Raw genomic sequence first — 18,040 nt, forward strand, 5'->3', positions numbered from 1 at the left:
GAATTTACACTTAATAACCGATTTAGAAATCGACTTAATTGTTTGTTGGATAATGTTTTTTAAAAATTACCTATAAGGATTAATCATATTTTGTGCAAAGAGATGTTTTCTGTGTTACTTCAATTTGCAGAACGTACTCGTAAATTTAGGGTTGATATTGAAAAAATCTTTGGGGTAGACTCTTTTTGCTGACTTGACGAATAAATACAGTAACAATATGCTGCGTGAGACTTTATAGAGTGTGTTTTGACTTTACTTTGTTATTGGGAGCTGATCATGGCGCAGGGCAATAGGCCTGTCATGCCACAAAGAGAGACTGAAAAACGAAAACAAGAGGATTTTTTCCATTTAGAGAATTTGGCAGACAATTTGGAATGTCGTAGTCGGAATTTGGAGTTGTCTTTAATACGCAAGGAAGTGTTCAAAAAACAAGAAGCTGAGAGCGATAGCAAAGGACTGCAAAATGGAGTGGCACGCGCTATTAATTTGTCAAGTGAGTTTTTGGCTAGTGTTATTGTCGGTGTTGTGTTGGGGTTAATGTTTGATAAATTAGTAGGTTCGTTGCCTTGGGGGTTAGTGTTTTTCCTTTTTCTTGGGTTCGCTGCTGGTATATTGAATATTCTTCGGTTTGTGGGATATATGACTCCCAGTCAATTAGAGCACGGCGTATTATGCCAAAATAAAGAAATTAGTAAGTCCGATATATGAGGTTGAAGTGACGTCACACGCTCCAGATCCTATTCATCAATTTGAGATTTCACGGCTAATTAATGTTTCCATAGGGAATATAGATTTTTCGTTTACAAACGTATCATTTTTTATAATTGCTACAGTTGTTTTATCTTCAGTATTTTTATTTATTTCATCGTCAAGTCGTCGGTTAGTTCCAACACGGATGCAATCTATTTCTGAAATGGCATATGAGTTTGTGGCATCAACTTTACGTGAATCTGCTGGTGTGCAGGGCATGAAGTTTTTTCCTTTAGTTTTTGCGTTGTTTGTTTTTATTTTGGTTGCTAACTTTATAGGCCTTTTCCCTTATTTTTATACGATTACCTCTCAGATTATGATTACTTTTTCGCTAGCGATGTTGGTGATCTTGACAGTAATTGGTTGTGGTTTTTACAAGCACGGATTTGGTTTTTTAAAATTGTTTGTGCCCAATGGTGTGCCTGTCGTGATTTTGCCTTTGGTTACGGTAATAGAGGTTATTTCTTTTTTCTCTCGCCCTATTAGTCTTTCGCTTCGTCTTTTTGCTAATATGCTTGCTGGTCACATCACGCTCAAAGTGTTTTCTGGCTTTATTGTTTCAATGGTTGGGTTAGGATTTATAGGTGTTGGTGGTTCAATTCTTCCACTTATTATGACTGTAGCAATTACTGCTCTTGAATTTTTAGTAGCGTTTCTTCAGGCTTATGTCTTTACGGTTTTGACCTGTATGTATCTCAATGATGCCGTACATCCAGGACATTAATAAAATTGGTGGATTTCCGTCAAACAATGCAATTTCGCTTCAAAGGAGAATAATATGGAATTAGTACTTGCAGCAAAATATCTTGGCGCTGGTCTTGCCTGTTTGGGTATGGCTGGAACAGCATTGGGTCTTGGTAATATTTTTGGTAGCTATCTTTCTGGTGCGCTACGTAATCCGTCAGCAGCAGATAGCCAATTTGGTCGTTTGGTTTTTGGTTTTGCTGTAACAGAAGCTTTGGGTATTTTTTCGTTACTTATAGCTCTTTTGCTTCTTTTCGCAGTTTGATCATTTGCAAAAAGGTATGTCTGCTCTTTTTTGAAGAGCAGACATATATAGTTTTCAGTAGCAAGAAAATTAGTTGCGTGTCACATGTTTTAGAGCTTTGAGAGTCGTTTGAAGGATAAAGTAGGATGTTTGTTTCCAGTGCGTATGCACAAACTTCTGAAGCGCTAATAGAGCGCGTTGAAAATGCGTTAGAGCACGCGGATCGTGTGTTTCCACCTTTTGATTTTTCGCATTTTTGTTCACACTTTTTTTGGTTGGTGATTTCTTTTGGTTTCTTTTATTTTTTCATTGCTCGTGTGATTGTGCCGCGTATTGGCTATACTATTGAAACTCGTCGGGATCGTATTGCATCTGATTTAGATCGAGCAATGCTCATGAAACAGGAAGCGGATACTGTTGTTGAAGTTTATGAGCGTAAATTAGCAGAAGCTCGTTTACAGGCATATGCTATAACTCAGAAGACAAGTGATGAAATTAAAGCAAAAACTGAGCTAGAACGAAAAGAAATTGAAACAAGTTTAGACAAAAAACTGGCAGATGCTGAAGGTCAAATAGCAAAAATTCGAGATAAGGCTGTGCAGAATATTGGTTTAATTGCAGAAGAAGTGGTGCCTGAAATTGTTAAAAAATTGATTGATGTTGAAGTCAATAAAGAATCTGTTAGCCTGGCTGTTAAAGCTGCAGACAATCAAGGATCATAAGGATGACTGATACATTTTGGGCTTTTATTGGATTAATCCTGTTTTTAGCACTTCTATTCTATTTCAAAGTTCCAGCTATGGCACTACGTGGTCTTGATGAGCGAGCAAAGCGTATTGCAAGTGAGCTTGATGAAGCTCTTCGTCTTCGTGAAGAAGCACAGGAGATATTAGCTGAATATCAGAAAAAATGTGCAGGAATAGAGAAAGACGTGCAAGAAATTATTACTGCTGCTAAGCATGAAGCTGAAATTATTGTTGCTGAAGCTCGCGTGAAAACGGAAGAATATGTGAAAAATCGCAATAAATTAGTAGAGCAAAAAATTGCTCAAGCAGAATCTAATGCGATTCAAGAAATTTCTTCATCTGTTGTCGATTTAGTCATTTTTTCTGCACGTACAATTATTAATAATGAATTAGATAGTAAGAAAGCCGATGATCTAATTAAAGAGTCTATTATTAAAGTGAAGACAAATCTTCATTGATACGGCTTGATGGGGTCGGTCTATTATTTGTAATCCACATCTTTTTAGAGTTTTTTGTGGATGATCCTACATAAGTTTCTAACTTTTGTCTGTCCCACATTTACGTATAATTTTGGTTATTTGTTAATTTTTGATCAGTTTATTAAACATGATTATCTATGATAAAAATTGTTTGGGGTTTGACGGAAAAGTTGTTCTTTCATGTTTTGTTTAGCATTTAATGTAAAGAACAATAAATCAGTATAAAGATTGTTGTCTATTAATTAAAAAGTTGTAATAATTTTTAGTCTTTAGATTATAATTTTTGAGAAATCTGCGATGTCTTGTGTAATTGTATGAATGAATTCAAGAAGAGCAAGGCGGTTAGTACGAATAGCAGCACTTTTGTCATTTACCAATACTTTTTCGAAAAAATTATCAATAGGTTCTTTGAGGGATGCTAAGACATTAAGTGCAGATAACCAATCTGTTGTATTGATATGATCGTTAACTTTTTTTTCTGCTGCAACGATTGCTTGATATAACTGTTTTTCTTCGTCTTCAATAAAAATCTCTGGGTTAATTGTGCTTGTGAATTCATTTCCTTTTTTGCTCTCATTCTCTAGAATGTTTACAGCACGCTTTATAGCAACTAAGAGATTATTACCGTTATTTGTATTGATGAAAGAAGTGAGCACTTCAATGCGGTGCACAATTAATGAAAAGTCATCAGCATTTTTGGTTAAAACTGCTTCAATAATGTCATGGCGAACTCCTTCATCTTTCAGATGAATTTTCAAGCGTTCATGTAAAAAGGACAATAGATCTGATAAAATGTCATCTATTTTTTTTGCAAGTATATCTTGCGTTTGTTTAGATTCTTTTAGGTATGCTGCATATTCAGTTTTCTGTTGTAGAAAAATATTAATGGCTTGGTGAAACAATGATGTAAGATTGATTTTGCAGTTATGTGAAAGAATGAGCCTTATGACTCCTAACGCAGCTCGTCTTAATGCATAGGGATCTTTTGAACTGGTCGGTTTTTCATTGATGAGCCAAAAACCCACTAGCGTATCAATTTTATCGGCTAATGCAACAGCTATAGCAACGGGCTCTTGTGGAATGCGATCTGTTGGTCCTAGAGGTCTATAGTGATCTTCGATTGCTTCAGCCACACGAGGATCTTCTCCCTGAAGGAGTGCATATGTTTTCCCTATAAAACCTTGCAATTCAGGAAATTCGTTGACAATCTCTGTTTGTAAATCAGCTTTGGCAAGCGCCGCTGCTCGTTTAGCTAACGTGGAGTCTGTTTGCACTATAGATGCAATTTTTTGTACCAAAGCAGAAATCCGTTCTACTTTTTCACCTTGTGTGCCTAATTTAGCATGAAAAGTGACATTTAAACGATCAAGATTCGCAATTCGTTGATCGAGAGGTTTGTTTAAATCAAGATCAAATTTTTCAGCAAAGGATTTTAAATCCACGATGTTCAACAAATCACACTGATCTTTTTGCCAAAAATACAATGCATCAGAAAGACGAGCATGTACAACTTTACTGTTACCCTTGATAATTTCTTTACCTTCATCGTTTGCGAGAATATTAGAGACAAGAATAAAATGGCTAGAGAGTTTAGTTTTCTCACCTTGTTTACGGGTTACAAAGCACTTTTGATTAGTTCGAATGGTTAAACGAATAATTTCTGGAGGAATATCAAGAAAAGCTTTATCAAAATCTCCCATGAGGACAACAGGCCATTCAACAAGTCCTGCAACCTCTTCTATGAGAGCGTCATCTTCAACCAGTTCTAAACCATTTGCAAAGCAGAGATTTTGGGCATCAACTAAAATAATATTTTTCCGTCTTTCTACGTCCAGAATGACTTTATGCGCTTCAAGCTGGGCGATATAGTCGTCAAAGCGGCGTATTTGGATAGGCTTTTCATCACTTAAAAAACGGTGGCCATAGGTTAAATTATTGCTTTTTAGGGAACCTATTGTAAATGGAATAACGTGTGTTTCACCGCATTGAGGTCCGAAAACGCAAAGGACATTTTGTAAAGGTCGGATCCATCTTAACGCTTCACTTTTGGCCGAATCTTCACCCCAACGCATTGATTTTGGCCATGGAAAGTTACGAAGAATATCAGGCAAAATTTCAGCAATAATGTCTTCTGCTATACGGCCTTTTTTAATAATTTTAGCGATATAAAAATCACCTTTTTTGCTATCATGCGCAATGTGTGCTTCAGAAATATTATTGAGGCCTGTAGCACGCAAAAAGCCATCAATGATCTTCTGGGGTGATTGCGTACTAGGACCTTTCCGTTCTTCGTGGATATCTTGCGATTTTGTAGAAAGACCACGTATATCTAATGTAAGGCGGCGTGGTGTCCAATATTCACACGCGGCTTTATAGGTTAAACCGGCATCCACAAGCTTATTGGTAACACATTTTTTAAGATCTGCCGCTGCTTTACGCTGCATACGAGAAGGGATTTCTTCGCTGAAAAGTTCTAAAAGAAGATCAGACATTAGGACTTTCCCTTAACATTTATTGTACCAGCTTCAGTTAATAAAAAGGCTTCACCGCAACGGCGTGCAAGATCGCGGACACGGAGAATGTAATTTTGTCGTTCAGTTACAGAAATAACACCACGTGCTTGCAAAAGATTAAAGATATGGCTTGCTTTAATACATTGATCATAAGCTGGTAAGACACATAGGTGAAAATTACTCTCTTTATTGGGTTTCCCAGCCTCAAGAAGTGTAATACATTCGCGTTCTGCATCAATGAAATGCTGATGCAGAAGTTTGGTATTCGCAAACTCAAAGTTATAATGTGAATATTCTTGTTCTGCTTGTAAAAAAATATCACCATAACTTATGCGGTTTTCACTCTCCAAGCCGTTAAAGTTAAGATCATAGACGTTATCGACACTTTGGATATACATTGCCAGGCGTTCAAGTCCATACGTAATTTCTCCTGAAACAGGAGCGCATTCGATACCACAAACTTTTTGGAAATAAGTAAATTGAGAGATTTCCATTCCATCACACCAACACTCCCATCCGAGCCCCCAAGCTCCAAGTGTTGGACTTTCCCAATCATCTTCAACAAAGCGAATATCATGAAGATTGGTATCAAGACCGATGGCTTTTAGTGAATTGATGTAAAGCTCTTGTAGATTTGGGGGAGAGGGTTTGATAATGACTTGAAATTGATAATAATGCTGTAAACGATTTGGGTTTTTACCATATCGTCCGTCTGTGGGACGCCGGGAAGGTTGTACATAAGCTGCTTTCCAGGGGCGTGGTCCTAATGAACGTAATGTTGTTGCTGGATGAAAAGTTCCAGCACCTACTTCCATGTCATAAGGTTGCAAAATTGCACATCCATAGTGAGCCCAGTAATTCTGCAAGGTTAAAATAAGTCCCTGAAAAGAACGTGTAGGATTGAGATGTTCAGACAAGTTCACGCTTTGTACTCTTAAATATTGAATGTGCTGACGGATATTAAAATAATTTTACTCTTAATCATTGTCTATAATTTCGTATGGTTATGGTCAAGCGTTGTTGTTTTTTGCAAACCAAATTTCAATTTTTCTTTGATTTTCTCTAAATTCTCTGGCTGTCCATCAATTGCATGATTCCATTGAAATATTGCTTCACGTTTGCGTCCAATTTGCCAGTAGGCATCGCCTAAATGGTCATTTAATACTGGGTCTTGAGGGAGAAATTTAACGGCGGTTTCTAATATTTCAACAGCTCGATCATATTGTTTAAGTTTATAGTAGGCCCATCCTAAAGAATCGAGAATATAACTATTTTGCGATTGTAATTTAGAGGCTTTTTGCAGCATGCGGAAAGATTCTTCGAGTTTCTGATCACGCTCAATAAGTGTGTATCCTAGATAATTAAGCACTTGTGGTTGATCAGGGAATAATTCAAGGGCTTTTCGTAAGTCATTTTCTGCCTTTGGCCATTGTTTTAAATGTTCAAAAGCAATAGCACGCTGATAAAAAAGTTTCCAATCATCTTTTTGAAAATCTGTTATGCCTGTTATAGCACGATTGATAACTTTAACAGTTTCAGCAAAGTTGTTTGCTTGCATATGAATAGCAGATAGCGCTATAAAAATATGGCGATCATTGGGGATTTTTTTTTCTAATGATGTTAGTAACTTAATGGCTTCATTGTGGTTGTTGTTGGCGAGAAGTAACGCCAACTGAATCTGGCTATCTCGATAATAAGGGGAGAGAGGTGGTAAAGCGCGATACAATTTAATAGCTTGGTTGGTATCATTCATCTTGGCAGAGATATCTGCTAATTGGAACACTGTCGCTTCATTTTGAGGGTATAAAGCTAAAGATAATTGTATGAAAATACGTGCGATATGTGCTGTGTCTTTTCGATTGATGGCTGTTCCAAAGCCATATAAAACTTCACCTGCTCCTTGTTGAGGAGTTTTAATTGGATTTTCTAGATTTGTGCCTTTTTCAATCTTTTTCCGAATGTTTTTAAGTGCTTCTCGACCTAACAATATTTTTTCACCATTTTGTATAGTCTCAATAGCTTTGCTAGTCATTTTATGACGCAATAAGAATGATGCGTAAGCTATGATTATACGTTCGTAGGTATCAGGGGCTGCAATAGCTCCTTGTTGGTTGTTTAATGCTTGAATGAAATATTTTTTTGCATCTTTCGTACGTTTTGCAAGATCACTCATCAGTGCGAGATGGTAATGTATAAAAAGATTGTACCAGGCAGGTCCTAGAAGTTTTTCAAGATCAGCGATTGCTTGAGAGTGATTTCCAGACTCGAAGGTAATCCATGCACTTATTATATCAGAGGCCGGATTATTGATATGAGGAGATGTTTTTGTTTTCAGGAGCAGTTTGGCGTCCGTGTGATTTTTCTTGATGAAATTATCTATCGATAATGTCAAAAAAATAAAGGGATTGGTAACATCTTGAGCTTTCAGTTTTTTTGCTTGTTTTACAGCATCTTGAAACATACCTACGGATAGCATTGCTTCAAAAATTTCTTTTTGTACTCCTATATCATCAGGATTGTAGGCAAGTGCTTGTTTTAAATAGCTAATAACAAAATCCATTTTGTTTTCATAGCGTGCAATGCGTCCTGCTAAATAGGCACCTGAAAATGAGTTTATGTTAAGAGTTGCACCAATGTTGCTGTAAGCGGGTAATGGCATCAGCATAATTCCTGCCATGAAGAAAGTAAAAAAGCGGGATGCTGTTGCACAGAGCATGGAGTTAATCCTCTTAAAATTTGAAGGTATAATTTTAAACCATACCTCATCTCATTATTTTGTTAAGTAATATTACGATTTTTATAGAGTCAGTTTACACGTGCGATACAAAAATCGATGACTTCAATCAGTGCACTTTTGGCAGGGCTGTCCTTTATTGAAGAGAGGGCACCGATTGCATGTTGTCCATAAATGCGTGCATGCTTTATCGTGTCGGTTATGCAGCCATATTTTTCCATTAAATACTGCGCATGTATAAAGGTTTCATCACTATAATTGCTGTCTTTAAAGGTTTGTTTCCAAAATTCTTTTTCTACAGCATCACCCCTCATGTATGAGAAAATAACAGGCATGGTAATTTTTTTTTCTCGAAAATCATCTCCTATATTTTTTCCTAAATATTGGGAGTCTCCGCTATAATCTAGTGCATCGTCAATCAATTGGAAGGCTAACCCTAATGATGTGCCATATTTGCGTAATGCAGAACGTTCTTCGCATCCATAACCAGCAATGATTGGTCCGACTTCTGCGGCAGCTGAAAAAAGTGCAGCTGTTTTTGCGTTAATAATTTTGAGATAATTTGAAATATCGTTTTCTATATTATTTGCAGCAGCAAGTTGCATCACTTCTCCTTCAGCGATAGTGGCTGCAGCATTTGATAAGATAGCGAGTGCTTCTATTGAACGAGCGTCTACCATCATTTTAAAGGCTTGCCCTAATAGAAAATCACCAACAAGTACGCTTGCTTGATTTCCCCAAATCATCCGTGCGGTGGATTTTCCGCGTCGTAGATTACTTTCATCAACCACATCATCGTGTAATAAGGTTGCTGTATGCATAAATTCAACTGCTGTTGCGAGTTTTATATGCTCATCACCTTGATATCCAAACATATGAGCGGCAGCTAATGTGATCATTGGGCGCAACCGCTTTCCACCTGATGAAATAAGGTGATTGCAAATTTCAGGAATCATTTCAATATTTGATTTAATCATAGAAATGATGAGCTGGTTTGCACATTCCATATCATCTTTTGTAAGATTAATGAGGGGTTGGAGAGAAATTTGATTGTTTTTTTTATAATTCTGCTTTGTAATGGCACCCAAGGTATTCGCTCCTAAATTATTGCAAATGAACATATATAAATTCCATTCTTTAATTTGTAACATAAAAGGGGATTGGCTTTGACTCAAGTCTTTGATACTGCCTTGAAGTGGAAGTTTTTATAGTATTTACAAAGAATATTTTTCTGCGTTTAGGGCTAAAATTATTATAAATCTGTTAAACGAGGCAGTAAAAAGAACGGTTTTGTAAACAGTATAGGTAGATAATGCAGTACAGATAATGGAAAGCAATTTTAGGTCTGTAAATGGATAGAGCAACGAAACATAGTGATGAAACAATTGATAAATTTCACCGAGGGAGGTTTTACTTAGTTCAACCTCGTGAACATGGTCACCGTTCTGGCGTAGATGCTATGTTGTTAGCCGGTTTGGTTCCAAGTCTCTTTAAAGGAAAAATTGTTGATTTAGGTGCCGGGGCTGGTGCTGCAGGATTGGCAGTAGCTTCGCGGTGTTTTGAAACCCGTGTTACATTAGTTGAACGGTCAGCTTTTATGTTATCTTATGCGCAAAAAACGCTTTTACTGAAAGAAAATGAAGAATTATCTAGCCGAGTTTGCCTATTAGGAGCAGATGTTACTTTAAGAGGTAAAGAACGCATAGAGGCGGGGTTAATCAATAACAGTTTTGATTTTGCGATCATGAATCCGCCTTTTAATAATTCTGCAGATCGTAAAACACCCGATAGACAAAAATATGAGGCGCACGTAATGCCTGAGGCGATGTTTGAAAATTGGTTACGCAGTGCTGCTGCAATTGTGAAACCAGGTGGATATTTAGGGTTAATTGCACGTCCACAATCGCTCACTGATATATTACATGCTTTAAAGAGGCGTTTTGGTGATGTACGTATCATTCCCGTTCATTCTCGTGCTGAAACAGCTGCAATTCGTATATTGTTTTACGCAAAACGAGGAAGTAAAACGGCCTTATCTGTATTACCTGCATTGATTATGCATGAAGGAAATGGCCATGCTTTTTCACCGCAGGTTGATGCTATTAATAATGGGCATATAAGTTTATGGGAAATTTTTAAATAATGTCTTGTATTTTCTGATTTATTTATTATATTCAGACTGTTTTTATATGCTTTAAGTTAATTTTCTCTTTGTATCAATTTCTTATAAGGATATTTTGTTTTGATTGGTTGTGCTAAACGCCTTATTCCACGTTATTTTCGTTCTAGTGCACTTGATATTCCTGTCGTACGTCTTCATGGAACGATTATGGATTCAACTTCATTAATGGCGCGTACGCTTTCACTTAGTAGGTGTGCAGATCTTTTAGATAAGGCTTTTTCTGATAAGAGAGCGCCAGCTGTTGCTCTTGTTATTAATTCTCCCGGTGGTTCTTCTGTACAATCGCATCTTATATTTCAACGTATTCGCGATTTGGCAGATGAAAAGAAAAAACAGGTTTTTGTATTTATTGAAGATGTAGCTGCATCAGGTGGTTATATGATTGCTTGTGCTGGGGATGAAATTTTTGCTGATGTTACTTCTATTGTTGGTTCAATTGGGGTTGTTTCAGCTTCTTTTGGCTTTCCTGAGCTTTTGAAGAAAATTGGAGTAGAACGCCGTATTTATACAGCAGGAAAAAACAAAGTTATATTAGATCCATTTCAGTCAGAAAATAAGGTGGGTATTGATCACCTAAAATCTTTACAACTTGAAGTTCACCAGACTTTTATCGATTTGGTCAAAGAGCGGCGTGAATCGAAGTTATCAGATGATCCGGATATTTTTACAGGAATGTTTTGGACTGGGAAAAGAAGCATTGAACTTGGTTTAATTGATGGATTGGGTGATGTACGCTCTGTTATTAAAGAGAGATTTGGTGATAAAGCAAAACTTCAGTTAATTTCTCCTTCCAAAAGTCTTTTAGGACCTAAAGCCCCTTCAGGGATTTCTGCTGATATGGTCCATCTGGCGGTTGATAATGTTCTAACGGTAGCTGAAGAGCGGGCGCTTTGGCAGCGTTATGGTTTATGATTGGAATGTCATCCAGGAATATACTATTGATTGGTTGATAATTTTTCTTAAAAATTGTTGCAAGTGGGGAAGAGATTTAAGTGATACGGCTTATTTTGTTCAGTTTGATTTGTATTGCTGTTTTCTATGTGCGCTATTTATTTAAGTATCAATTACGGCGAATATTGCAGCGTGCTGACTCTACGAAAGTTCATTTATATACAGATATCAAAAAAACAAAAGGAACATTAGTGCATGATCCCTATACAGGTGAATATTACGTCCAATGATATCAACAGTGCAAGATTCACTTGAAGGGTATTTTCATGTATTGACACCCATCAAGTTGAATTTGGCTTTGCATATTGTAGGGCAACGTACTGATGGTTATCATTTATTAGAAAGTTTGGTCTATTTTAGTCTCAGCGGTGATTGTTTGAGCTATGCACCTTGTGAAAGAGATCGCTTTATTTTGACAGGCCCTTTTGCTAAAGGGCTTTCTTGTAATTCCATTAATCTGGCTGTGCGTGCACGTGATTTTATGCGCAAGACATTTCCTAAAAGTGCTAAGCCTTCTTTCTTTCAGCTCATGAAAACGTTGCCTGTTGCTTCGGGTATTGGTGGTGGATCTGGTGATGCTGCTAGCATTTTAAACATATTACGTCAGCAATGGAAGTTAGATTGTTCTTGTGAAGAATTAGCGGAAATAAGTTTAGCGCTTGGTGCTGATGTGCCAATGTGTCTTTTGGCTTTGGAATATCAGCAACCGCTTTTTGTTAAAGGAATTGGCAATGATGTAACACGGCTAGAAGAGGCTTGTTCTATTGCAATAGTACTCGTTAATCATGGTCAAAAAATTGCAACACAGACTATTTTTAATGCTTTTGAAAAGCGCAATCATCCCCCTTTAAAAATTAACCCGGTGGCTTTAAAGACGGTCTCTTCATTAGTTGAAGCTTTACAAGAAACACGTAATGACCTTTTTATTCCTGCATTGAAAATTTCTCCTCAATTGGCTGAGGTTTTGTCTACACTTGATGAAAGTGGGTCTCTTTTTTCCCGTATATCTGGGTCGGGCGCGACCTGTTTTGGCATTTTTAAAGATCAGCAAGCAGCGCAGAAGGCAGCTGCTTTTATCAAATCGATGCATCCCGATTGGTTTGTTAAATCTATCATGACTGTAGGAAGATTTCCATAGTAAGATGTCATAAGGTTTTTTTATAGTAATGATTAATAAATTTTATCTTTGCTGTCTGATACTTTAATTTTATATATATCAAATATGGAGTAAAAGGAAACGGATTGCTTTAGTAATTTTTAAAAAAGCGATTAAGATCGTTGATCAATCTTCTAATCGTCTAGAAGGATTCATGATTATTTTTATCACAATCATTTGTTCAAGAATTATTAAAGATGTTGAGAGCAGCAATTTATTCTGTGGTACTTGCAGAAAATGGAGAGTAATGCAAAAATAGATGTATGTCTCGTAATATTCGTAACGTACCAAATATGTCTAATTTATCCCCTCAGCCCAATTTTTCGTATGAATTGGATTTGCAGAACCAAGGTTTTTTTCATATAGCAGGTGTTGATGAAGTTGGACGCGGGCCTTTAGCAGGGCCGGTGGTAACGGCAGCAGTTATTTTGAATAAAGATCATAGTCTTTATGGGGTAAATGATTCAAAGAAACTGTCTGTTCAGATGCGTAATCGACTTTACTGTGAGATTTTACAGAGTGCGTTGGCGATTTCGATCGCTAGTATTTGTGCCCGTGCGATTGACCAGTCTAATATTAGAAAAGCAACTTTAGAGGCAATGCGACGTTGTGTTATGGGGCTTGCAGTTCCTGTTCATTATGCATTAATTGATGGGTGTGATATTCCTCCTTATTTGCCATGTCCAGCGAAGGCTTTAGTTAAAGGTGATCAGCGTTCAGTTTCTATTGCAGCGGCTTCCATCATTGCTAAAGTGACGCGTGATCGGATGATGGAACATGCTGGGCAAGTTTATCAGGGTTATGGTTTAGAAAAGCATGTTGGTTATGCAACAGTAGCTCATCGTGCAGCTATTACTGAATATGGGCCTATTATAGGACTACATCGTTATAGTTTTGCACCGATTAAAACACTATAAAGAAGATACTTCATGACGATTCTGCCTCTTAATAGTCATTCAATAAAAGAAGCTGTTGAGATCCTAAAAAAAGGTCAATTGGTTGTTTTGCCTACAGAAACTGTTTATGGATTAGCTGGTGATGCAACGAACGGGAAAGCCGTGGCTTCTATTTTTGCTATAAAGGGGCGGCCGCAATTTAACCCCCTTATTGCTCACGTAAGTAGCATAACGATGGCGGAATGTTACGTGGAAATTGATGCTCTTTCACGGCGATTGATGGAAGCATTTTGGCCAGGGCCTTTAACATTAATTTTACCCCTAAAACCTCATCATAATATTCATCCTTTAACAATAGCGGGCTTAAATACACTTGCTGTTCGTTTCCCAGATGGCGGTTTTGCAGAAATTGTTCAATATTTTGGTCGACCTTTAGCAGCTCCTAGTGCAAATCAATCAGGGTATCTTAGTCCCACATCAGCTGCATCTGTATTCGACTCTTTAGGAAAAAAAGTTTCTTTAATTATTGATAATGGGCCAACAAAAATAGGGCTTGAGTCAACGATTGTTAAGGTTTGTGATGGAAATATTTATCTCTTGCGTCCAGGGGGAGTAATTGCTGAAGATATTGAAAAAGTCGCAGCAAAATCTTTGAAACGGATGAATCAGTGGGCTGCTATTGAAGCACCAGGCATGTTAAAATCGCATTACGCACCTAATAGTTTAGTACGTTTGAATGCGCAGACAGTAGAAAATGGTGAGGTTCTTTTAGCCTTTGGAACTCAGCGTATTGCTGGTGTTGAAAATGCTATTTATGTTTTAAACCTTAGTGAAAGTGGTCAATTGGAAGAGGCTGCGTCTAATTTTTTTCAATATATGAAACAGCTAGATCTATTTAAGGCGAGGTGTATTGCAGTGGAGCCTATCCCATTTTACGGATTAGGTGAGGCTATTAATGACCGTTTAATACGTGCCGCAGCTCCAAAGGGGGAATAAGAATGGAGAAGAATTTGATTGAGCGTTTTAGAAACATTGTCGGTCCTATGCATGCTGTCACAGATCAAGCAGTGATTGCACCGCATTTGATAGAAGATCGTGGTCTTTTTCATGGAAAAACACCATTGCTTTTACGGCCATCTTCTACAAAAGAGGTTTCATCTATTATGCATTTGGCCAGTCAAACACGCACACCAATCGTACCTCAGGGGGGGAATACAGGTCTTGTAGGAGCTCAGCAGCCAGATGATAGTGGATGCAGCGTTATTTTGTCTATGGAGCGTTTGAATCAGATTCGTTTTCTTAATCTTGAAGGAAATTACGCTGTAGTGGAGGCCGGTGTTATTTTACAGATTTTACAAAGAAAAGCGAACGAAGTGGAGCGTTTATTTCCTCTTTCTTTGGGTTCGGAAGGATCGTGTCAAATAGGAGGAAATCTTTCATCTAATGCCGGAGGAACAGCTGTTTTAGCTTATGGTAATATGCGAGATCTTTGTCTTGGTTTAGAAGTTGTTTTGCCTGATGGACGCATTTTGGATGATTTGCGCTTTGTTAGGAAAGACAATAGCGGTTATGATTTGAAAGATCTTTTTATCGGTGCAGAAGGGACTTTGGGGGTTATCACTGCAGCAGTTTTAAAGATGTTTCCAAAACCGAAAGGAAAAGCAGTTGCTTTTGTAGGGTTACACAGTCCGGCTAAGGCTTTGGAGTTTTTATCTCTTGCTCAAAGCTATGGGGGATCATCATTAACTGGTTTTGAGCTTATGAACAAACTCAGTTTGCAAATGGCTTTAAATTATAAAATGTGTATTCGCTCTCCTCTTGATCATGATCATGAATGGTACGTATTAATTGATATTTCATCAACCCGTAGCGATAACGATGCCTTATCAATGTTGAGTGATTTTTTAAAGGCCGCTTTAAAAGATTCTGTTATAGAAGATGCAGTAATTGCACGATCGTTAAAACAACAGGATTTTTTTTGGCAATTGCGTGAAAGTATGTCACCTGCACAAAAATTAGCAGGAGGATCTATTAAACATGATATTGCGGTGCCTATTTCTTTCATTCCTGATTTTATTGCTGAGGCTGCACTAATTGTTGAGAATGTTGCTCTGGGTGCACGGGTAGTTTGTTTTGGTCATATGGGCGATGGTAATCTTCATTATAATGTTATGCAGCCTATAGGGGCTGAACCTGAAGATTTTTTGCAATTATGGTCACAAATGAATGATCATATTCATTGTTTGGTTATGCGCTATCAGGGTACATTTTCTGCTGAGCATGGAGTTGGTCAGCTTAAACGACAAGAATTGCGTACTTTTAAATCATCTGTTTCTCTAGAAATTATGCAGGAAATTAAGAAAATATTTGACCCTTTAGGGATTATGAATCCTGGAAAAATATTATAATTCAACAATGAAAATATTTTTCATATGTTCTTGATTTAGGTTTAGTAACCAAATAAGAAGCTAATTTTTTATCTCATCTTTTAATAATCTGATCAGGAAAGGCTGTTATAAAGTGTGTGCATTATTGAAAGAAATGGGGATAGATTCATATGGCTAATCAATGTTTTGATCAGAAAAAAAAGAAGATTGAATTTCGTTTAAATCCTTATCATTTGTTACAAACGATAACATATCTTTCACTTAAAAATAGCAATCAAATAATTTGTTCACTAAATGAGAAAAGTGTTTTTATAAAAATTGATGAGCCTTCAAGCTTATCACGTTTTATGCCGATTACTTATTTTAAGGGGATTGCAGCGCGCATAGTAGAAACGCTTTCAGGAAAGAGAGCCATCACATTAGAGTTATTTCACTCAGGTGAGGAAGTTTGTATTCCACTTTTAATATCAAGAGATTTGAAGCATGTTCTTCTATATTGGCGATTATGGGCAGATCTTTACGGTCTTCCTATGCTTATGATTAATGAAGATGATAGCATTGTTGCTGTTAAAGATCGTTCTTCTTTTCGTCGATTTTTTCGTGTAACATCATCTCATTATAGTCGAAAAGGTTTTTTACTCCGTTCTCATGATTTATTAGGTTTACGTTTGATCATTGCTAATCGAAATGTGCTGCAGTAAGCTGTTTATGGGCATGAAATTTTTTCATAATATGTAGGAAGATATATTCACTCTCAAGGTGTTGAGCATTTTTAGGTGTGGAGATACTGTGTTTGTTGGGGTAGCACTCATCTGTGTTCTTGTATGCTGCAATTGTTTGTGTCGTTTGAACGCTAGAATTATTATTCTGGTCATATAATTACTTTTAGGGCGATCGTGAATAGAAGACAGCTCTAGAAGATTGAGTACATCTTTATCATGGAAAATGATTAGTTTTGAAAACAGAAAATTCAGCTTTCTCGTGCAATGGCACGCCATCCAATATCACGACGAAAAAAACCTTGTGGCCAATCAATACAGTCAACAGCTTCATAGGCACGTTTTTGCGCTTTTGAAACCGTTTTTCCTATTGCAGTTATATTTAAAACGCGTCCACCGTTGGCAATTAATTCTCCATTATGTAAAGCTGTACCAGAGTGAAAAACTTGCACATCAGAGAGAGTATTGACTTTGTCAACATTGCGGATGACACTTCCTTTTTGGGGAGTATTTGGGTAACCATTCGCAGCCATAACAACGGTTAAAGCAGTTTTTTCAGACCACAGAATAGGCCTATTTTCAAGATTTCCTTGAGCAGCTGCAAGAAGCAATGGCAGAATGTCCTCTTTAAGACGCATCATTAAAACTTGGCATTCAGGGTCACCGAATCGTACATTAAATTCAATCAATTTAGGACCTTTTGAGGTTATCATCAGCCCTGCAAAGAGAATGCCTTTAAAAAGAACTTCCATTTCAGCCATACCGCGTAAAGCTGGTTCAATAATTTCTTTAAGGGTACGGTTAACCATTTCCTCGGTCATGACGGGAGCTGGTGAATAGGCTCCCATGCCACCAGTATTTTCTCCTATATCGCCATCGCCAACACGTTTATGATCTTGTGCTGATCCAAAGGGGATAGCGATTTTTCCATCACAAAGACAGAAAAAGCTGGCTTCTTCACCTTCAAGAAAGGCTTCGATAACAATTTTTTGCCCTGCATCACCGAATGCACCTTCAAAGCAGGAATCAACAGCATCAAAAGCTTCTTTGATTGTCGTAGCGATAACAACACCTTTTCCAGCAGCTAAGCCATCAGCTTTAATAACAATAGGAACGCCTTGTTGACGAATGTAAGATTTAGCTTTTAAAGCATTATCAAAGCATTGATAGATGCTTGTCGGGATGTTATTTCTCTGGCATAGATCTTTTGTGAAACTTTTTGATCCTTCTAATTGAGCAGCTTTTTGATTGGGTCCGAATGCACAGATGTCAGCTGCATTAAGGGCATCGGTTATGCCGGAAATTAATGGTGCTTCAGGTCCAATAATGACAAGATCAATAGAATGTGTTTTACAGAAATCAATAACAAGGAGGTGATCATCAATGTCTAATACAATATTTTCACCAAATTCTATTGTTGCAGGATTTCCAGGAGCGCAATATAATTTTGTAAGCAGAGGTGATGCTGCTATTTTCCATGCTAAAGCATGTTCTCGTCCGCCTGATCCAATAAGAAGAACGTTCATTGTGTGCTCCTAT

General features: G+C 37.3%; 18 protein-coding genes. 13 read left to right on the forward strand and 5 right to left on the reverse strand.

What is annotated here, in order from left to right; genetic code table 11:
- Positions 1-276 precede the first annotated feature (276 nt).
- From H710_RS02385 to H710_RS02405, 5 genes are all read left to right on the forward strand, one after another.
- Positions 277-708, forward strand: a complete 432-nt coding sequence (locus H710_RS02385) for an AtpZ/AtpI family protein (protein WP_041849265.1) — start codon at positions 277-279, stop codon at positions 706-708.
- Positions 709-715: 7 nt separating this feature from the next.
- Entirely contained in the window at positions 716-1,474 is a 759-nt protein-coding gene (locus H710_RS02390; protein WP_041849266.1) for a F0F1 ATP synthase subunit A, read from the forward strand.
- Positions 1,475-1,528: 54 nt separating this feature from the next.
- Positions 1,529-1,759: a F0F1 ATP synthase subunit C gene (locus H710_RS02395; protein ID WP_041849267.1), complete on the forward strand. Its 231-nt coding sequence runs from the start codon at positions 1,529-1,531 to the stop codon at positions 1,757-1,759.
- Between the two features lie 125 nt (positions 1,760-1,884).
- Complete coding sequence (locus H710_RS02400) at positions 1,885-2,460, forward strand: F0F1 ATP synthase subunit B (protein WP_041849268.1); 576 nt, start codon at positions 1,885-1,887, stop codon at positions 2,458-2,460.
- 2 nt (positions 2,461-2,462) lie between these two features.
- Positions 2,463-2,942 carry a F0F1 ATP synthase subunit B gene (locus H710_RS02405; RefSeq protein WP_041849269.1) on the forward strand — a complete coding sequence of 160 codons (480 nt, stop codon included), beginning with the start codon at positions 2,463-2,465 and terminating at the stop codon, positions 2,940-2,942.
- A gap of 290 nt (positions 2,943-3,232) precedes the next feature.
- Here the strand turns inward: H710_RS02405 and glyS are convergent, their stop codons facing one another.
- From glyS to H710_RS02425, 4 genes are all read right to left on the reverse strand, one after another.
- Positions 3,233-5,455, reverse strand: a complete 2,223-nt coding sequence (glyS, locus tag H710_RS02410) for a glycine--tRNA ligase subunit beta (protein WP_041849270.1) — start codon at positions 5,453-5,455, stop codon at positions 3,233-3,235.
- On the reverse strand, positions 5,455-6,399 hold the full coding sequence (locus H710_RS02415; protein ID WP_041849271.1) for a glycine--tRNA ligase subunit alpha: 945 nt from the start codon (positions 6,397-6,399) through the stop codon (positions 5,455-5,457). Before H710_RS02415 ends, glyS begins: the two co-directional genes overlap by 1 nt.
- A 65-nt stretch (positions 6,400-6,464) precedes the next feature.
- Positions 6,465-8,192 (reverse strand): tetratricopeptide repeat protein, encoded by a 1,728-nt coding sequence (locus H710_RS02420; protein WP_041849272.1) that lies wholly within the window; start codon positions 8,190-8,192, stop codon positions 6,465-6,467.
- Between the two features lie 89 nt (positions 8,193-8,281).
- Positions 8,282-9,331, reverse strand: a complete 1,050-nt coding sequence (locus tag H710_RS02425) for a polyprenyl synthetase family protein (RefSeq protein ID WP_080772752.1) — start codon at positions 9,329-9,331, stop codon at positions 8,282-8,284.
- 230 nt (positions 9,332-9,561) lie between these two features.
- Between H710_RS02425 and H710_RS02430 the strand changes: the two genes are divergently transcribed.
- The 8 genes from H710_RS02430 to H710_RS02465 all read left to right on the forward strand — a co-directional run bounded on the left by H710_RS02430 (position 9,562) and on the right by H710_RS02465 (position 16,483).
- Positions 9,562-10,353 carry a tRNA1(Val) (adenine(37)-N6)-methyltransferase gene (locus tag H710_RS02430; RefSeq protein ID WP_041849273.1) on the forward strand — a complete coding sequence of 264 codons (792 nt, stop codon included), beginning with the start codon at positions 9,562-9,564 and terminating at the stop codon, positions 10,351-10,353.
- 99 nt (positions 10,354-10,452) lie between these two features.
- The gene (locus H710_RS02435) at positions 10,453-11,304 is read left to right on the forward strand and encodes a S49 family peptidase (protein WP_041849274.1); all 852 of its coding nucleotides are present in this window, start codon (positions 10,453-10,455) and stop codon (positions 11,302-11,304) included.
- 80 nt (positions 11,305-11,384) lie between these two features.
- Positions 11,385-11,573 carry a hypothetical protein gene (locus tag H710_RS02440; protein ID WP_041849275.1) on the forward strand — a complete coding sequence of 63 codons (189 nt, stop codon included), beginning with the start codon at positions 11,385-11,387 and terminating at the stop codon, positions 11,571-11,573.
- Positions 11,570-12,481 carry a 4-(cytidine 5'-diphospho)-2-C-methyl-D-erythritol kinase gene (locus tag H710_RS02445; protein ID WP_041849276.1) on the forward strand — a complete coding sequence of 304 codons (912 nt, stop codon included), beginning with the start codon at positions 11,570-11,572 and terminating at the stop codon, positions 12,479-12,481. Before H710_RS02440 ends, H710_RS02445 begins: the two co-directional genes overlap by 4 nt.
- Before the next feature lie 281 nt (positions 12,482-12,762).
- The gene (locus H710_RS02450) at positions 12,763-13,416 is read left to right on the forward strand and encodes a ribonuclease HII (protein ID WP_041849277.1); all 654 of its coding nucleotides are present in this window, start codon (positions 12,763-12,765) and stop codon (positions 13,414-13,416) included.
- A gap of 12 nt (positions 13,417-13,428) precedes the next feature.
- Positions 13,429-14,391 carry an L-threonylcarbamoyladenylate synthase gene (locus H710_RS02455; protein WP_041849278.1) on the forward strand — a complete coding sequence of 321 codons (963 nt, stop codon included), beginning with the start codon at positions 13,429-13,431 and terminating at the stop codon, positions 14,389-14,391.
- Between the two features lie 2 nt (positions 14,392-14,393).
- Entirely contained in the window at positions 14,394-15,803 is a 1,410-nt protein-coding gene (locus tag H710_RS02460) for an FAD-binding oxidoreductase (RefSeq protein ID WP_041849279.1), read from the forward strand.
- 149 nt (positions 15,804-15,952) lie between these two features.
- On the forward strand, positions 15,953-16,483 hold the full coding sequence (locus H710_RS02465) for a DUF6101 family protein (RefSeq protein WP_041849280.1): 531 nt from the start codon (positions 15,953-15,955) through the stop codon (positions 16,481-16,483).
- A 269-nt stretch (positions 16,484-16,752) separates the two neighbouring features.
- Here the strand turns inward: H710_RS02465 and purD are convergent, their stop codons facing one another.
- Positions 16,753-18,027 (reverse strand): phosphoribosylamine--glycine ligase, encoded by a 1,275-nt coding sequence (gene purD, locus H710_RS02470; protein WP_041849281.1) that lies wholly within the window; start codon positions 18,025-18,027, stop codon positions 16,753-16,755.
- Positions 18,028-18,040: the final 13 nt, after the last annotated feature.

The organism is Bartonella bacilliformis Ver097 (assembly GCF_000709795.1).
In the GTDB taxonomy this organism is placed as follows: Bacteria; Pseudomonadota; Alphaproteobacteria; order Rhizobiales; family Rhizobiaceae; genus Bartonella; species Bartonella bacilliformis_A.

What these genes read in the sequence shown, in the direction of transcription:
- H710_RS02385 (WP_041849265.1), top strand. Translation starts at nt 277, where the DNA reads ATGGCGCAGGGCAATAGGCCTGTCATGCCACAAAGAGAGACTGAAAAA.
- H710_RS02395 (WP_041849267.1), top strand. Translation starts at nt 1,529, where the DNA reads ATGGAATTAGTACTTGCAGCAAAATATCTTGGCGCTGGTCTTGCCTGT.
- H710_RS02400 (WP_041849268.1), top strand. Translation starts at nt 1,885, where the DNA reads ATGTTTGTTTCCAGTGCGTATGCACAAACTTCTGAAGCGCTAATAGAG.
- H710_RS02405 (WP_041849269.1), top strand. Translation starts at nt 2,463, where the DNA reads ATGACTGATACATTTTGGGCTTTTATTGGATTAATCCTGTTTTTAGCA.
- glyS (WP_041849270.1), bottom strand. Translation starts at nt 5,455, where the DNA reads ATGTCTGATCTTCTTTTAGAACTTTTCAGCGAAGAAATCCCTTCTCGT.
- H710_RS02420 (WP_041849272.1), bottom strand. Translation starts at nt 8,192, where the DNA reads ATGCTCTGTGCAACAGCATCCCGCTTTTTTACTTTCTTCATGGCAGGA.
- H710_RS02425 (WP_080772752.1), bottom strand. Translation starts at nt 9,331, where the DNA reads ATGTTCATTTGCAATAATTTAGGAGCGAATACCTTGGGTGCCATTACA.
- H710_RS02430 (WP_041849273.1), top strand. Translation starts at nt 9,562, where the DNA reads ATGGATAGAGCAACGAAACATAGTGATGAAACAATTGATAAATTTCAC.
- H710_RS02445 (WP_041849276.1), top strand. Translation starts at nt 11,570, where the DNA reads ATGATATCAACAGTGCAAGATTCACTTGAAGGGTATTTTCATGTATTG.
- H710_RS02450 (WP_041849277.1), top strand. Translation starts at nt 12,763, where the DNA reads ATGTCTCGTAATATTCGTAACGTACCAAATATGTCTAATTTATCCCCT.
- H710_RS02455 (WP_041849278.1), top strand. Translation starts at nt 13,429, where the DNA reads ATGACGATTCTGCCTCTTAATAGTCATTCAATAAAAGAAGCTGTTGAG.
- H710_RS02460 (WP_041849279.1), top strand. Translation starts at nt 14,394, where the DNA reads ATGGAGAAGAATTTGATTGAGCGTTTTAGAAACATTGTCGGTCCTATG.
- H710_RS02465 (WP_041849280.1), top strand. Translation starts at nt 15,953, where the DNA reads ATGGCTAATCAATGTTTTGATCAGAAAAAAAAGAAGATTGAATTTCGT.
- purD (WP_041849281.1), bottom strand. Translation starts at nt 18,027, where the DNA reads ATGAACGTTCTTCTTATTGGATCAGGCGGACGAGAACATGCTTTAGCA.